The following is a 2,635-nucleotide window of genomic DNA, read 5'->3' as shown; positions in this document are numbered from 1 at the left end:
CATGGCGATGCCTTTTCCTATCGTCGGCCGTCGGAGATCTTCGCCGAGCACGTTGCGCTCAGCAGCTTCGAGAACGATGGCCGTCGCGACTTCGATCTCACAGGGTTGATCGGAGCCGACTACGACGGGCTGCAGCCGGTGCAATGGCCGGTGCGGGCCGCTCCCTCCGCGCGCCTGTTCGCCGACGGACGGTTCTTCACCCCGGATGGACGAGCCCGCTTCGTAGCGCTAAAGCCGCCGCCCGCATTCGCCCCGGCGCCGGGTGCCCTGCGTCTCAACACCGGCCGGGTGCGCGACCACTGGCACACCATGACGCGCACCGGCAAGACGCCCCGCCTTGCCGCGCATTTCGCCGAGCCGTTCGTCGAGATCCACCCTGACGACGCGGCGGCCGCGGGCATTCGCCGCGCCTGTCTCGTTCGCCTCACCAGTGCACATGGATCGGCAACCGTCCGCGCGCTGGTCACCGATCGTCAGCGACGCGGGGAGGTCTTCGTGCCCATGCACTGGACCGACCAGTTCGCGTCCTCCGGTCGGGTCGACGCCGTGGTCGCGGCAAGGACCGACCCCGTCTCGGGCCAGCCGGCGCTCAAGATGGCCGAAGTCTTTGCCGAACCCGTCGAGGTGGCCCTCTATGGCTTCTTCGTTTCGCGGCAGCGGCCGGCGCTCGAAACGAGCTACTGGGCGATAGCGCCGGCTGCCGGCGGCTGGCGCGGCGAGATCGCCTTCGACACCGTCCCCGCCGATTTCGACGTGCTGCTGACCCGCATGTTTGGAGCGGCCAGGGTTGAGACTCTCAACGATGTCCGGAGTGGCCGACGCGGCTTTGCCCTGCTGGTGGATGGCCGCCTGCAGGCGGCGCTCTGGCTGTCGTCCGAGCCGGTGCTGGTTGCCCGCCAGTGGGCCGCCGATCTGCTCGCCGCGGACGGTCTCTCGGCTGCGGCCGTGCTGGCCGGCCGGCCCAGCCTCGACCGCCCGGATGGCGGCGCCATCGTCTGCGCCTGCCGGTCCGTGGGCATCAACACCATCGCCGCCGCGGTGACCCGGCACGGCTGCACCACGGTCGAGGCCGTCGCGGCGTTCACCACGGCCGGCACCAGTTGCGGTTCGTGCCGCGCCGAGATCGGCGAGATCATCCACGCGCATGCTTTCGCCGCCGCCGAATGACGACGGCATCTCGGACGTCGTCCGGCTGACCCTATTCGAGCAGGTCGTCGAACTCCTCGGGGGTCATCGGCCATGGCACCCCGGCGGGACTCGTGTTGCCGACAGGCGATGACTGCGCCGAGATCGTCCAGCCCGCATCGAACCGCATCAGTTGGAAGCCCATTTCGTAGGTCTGGCCTTCGAACGCGATCAAGGCGACGCGCTCGGTGAACTCGTCGGCGCCAAAGAACCGGGCGCGCTGCGCGGCATGCTCCTGGTATTTCTGCTCACCCATCAGTTTCGGCCTTGGCGTTCCGACCCTGATCAGCTTGAGGTCATCCAGCCGCCGCGGGTCGAGAGCGGCTGCCAGGGCAGCGCCGTCTCCCGGCTGCAGGGGGACAATCCTGTCCTGGGTCAGGTCCCATCGGCGCAACAGGAAATAGGTGAGCATCTTCACCTGCTGGGCCATGCCCGCCGCGAAAGCCGCCTTGTTGATCTCGACGAGCAGCGGGTCGCTGGCCGGTGCCGGCACCGAAGGCGTCACCCCGCCCAGCGACTCCACGTATGCGGCGAAGTCGAAGTCCAGATAGAGCTTCTCGAGCGCCGTCGCCGCGAGAATCCCGTCGAAGTCATGCCTCGCTACACCATCCAGATAGGCGGCGACCGCGTCCTCCGGCGTGCTGAAGACCAGGTTTTCCTGGGAAATCGCAGGAGGTACGAAAAAGAGTGCCAAGACGGGCATGAAGGCCACGAGTACTCCGCGCAACACAACCTCCAGAGAAACCTGGTGACAGGGAACGCCCAGAAGCGCAGGCGCGTCTTGACCAAGCGCAATTTTCATCCGGCGACGCAGACCTCGCTTGTCAGCGCCATCAAGCGGATGCCGAGGGCAGGGCGGGCGCGAAGCAGACGCGCAGCCTCGCCGCGGTGCGGCCGAGGAACAGCCCGGACAGGGCGGCGGTCGCAAACGCAGTGCCCAGGTGCCAGGCCGGGTTGGCGTGGAGCACGGGATCGATGGCGGCAACGACGTTGGCGAGGTAGCGCAGGACGAGCACCAGCGCGAGCTGGAGAAGCGTCCACCATTCGCCGCGCAGACGGAGCCTGCCGCCGGGCAGGCGGCGGGTGGCACCGGCCGGCTCGAGCCGCCAGCCCGCCGCGCCGCCGGCGGCAAGGCCGACGAGTATCACGGGCAGCGTGCCGAGGCCGGCGCCGATGACGCTCGAGACCGCGAGCACCGTCACGACCGCCGGCAGGATCAGCACCCGCCATAGCGGCAGGGTAACGTCACGCGTGCGCCGAAGGCCGAGGACCAGCAGCAGCGCATAGAGCCCCCAGACCCAGACCGGCGTGTGGGCGATCACCACGGCGACGGAGTGCAGCGAGGCGCTCATCAGCGCCTCGCTGCTGCGCCATGGGTGGCGCCCGAAGTGCGGGAAACCCCGGCCATGGCGCCGGCGACCTGCAGCACGACGCTGCCCCGCTTGCGGCC

Annotated in this window: 3 protein-coding genes; 1 reads left to right on the top strand and 2 read right to left on the bottom strand. The window is 69.1% G+C overall.

The window, feature by feature from the left end; translation table 11 throughout:
* On the top strand, positions 1-1,167 hold a 1,167-nt coding region (locus tag ACE3TU_RS21220; RefSeq protein ID WP_374627849.1), incomplete at its 5' end, for a molybdopterin dinucleotide binding domain-containing protein.
* Positions 1,168-1,198: 31 nt separating this feature from the next.
* On the opposite strand, the gene ACE3TU_RS21215 is transcribed toward ACE3TU_RS21220, so the two are convergent.
* Both ACE3TU_RS21215 and ACE3TU_RS21210 read right to left on the bottom strand, forming a co-directional pair.
* Positions 1,199-1,897, bottom strand: coding sequence for a hypothetical protein (locus ACE3TU_RS21215; protein WP_374627848.1), 699 nt, complete (start codon positions 1,895-1,897; stop codon positions 1,199-1,201).
* 121 nt (positions 1,898-2,018) lie between these two features.
* A complete protein-coding gene (locus ACE3TU_RS21210; protein WP_374627847.1) occupies positions 2,019-2,537 on the bottom strand; it encodes a DUF6622 family protein in 519 nt (172 codons plus the stop codon).
* Positions 2,538-2,635: the final 98 nt, after the last annotated feature.

The organism is Devosia sp., assembly GCF_041917035.1.
GTDB lineage: Bacteria > Pseudomonadota > Alphaproteobacteria > Rhizobiales > Devosiaceae > Devosia_A.
Note: the sequence above shows the minus strand (reverse complement) of the source record. Positions and strands in the feature narration are given on the sequence as shown.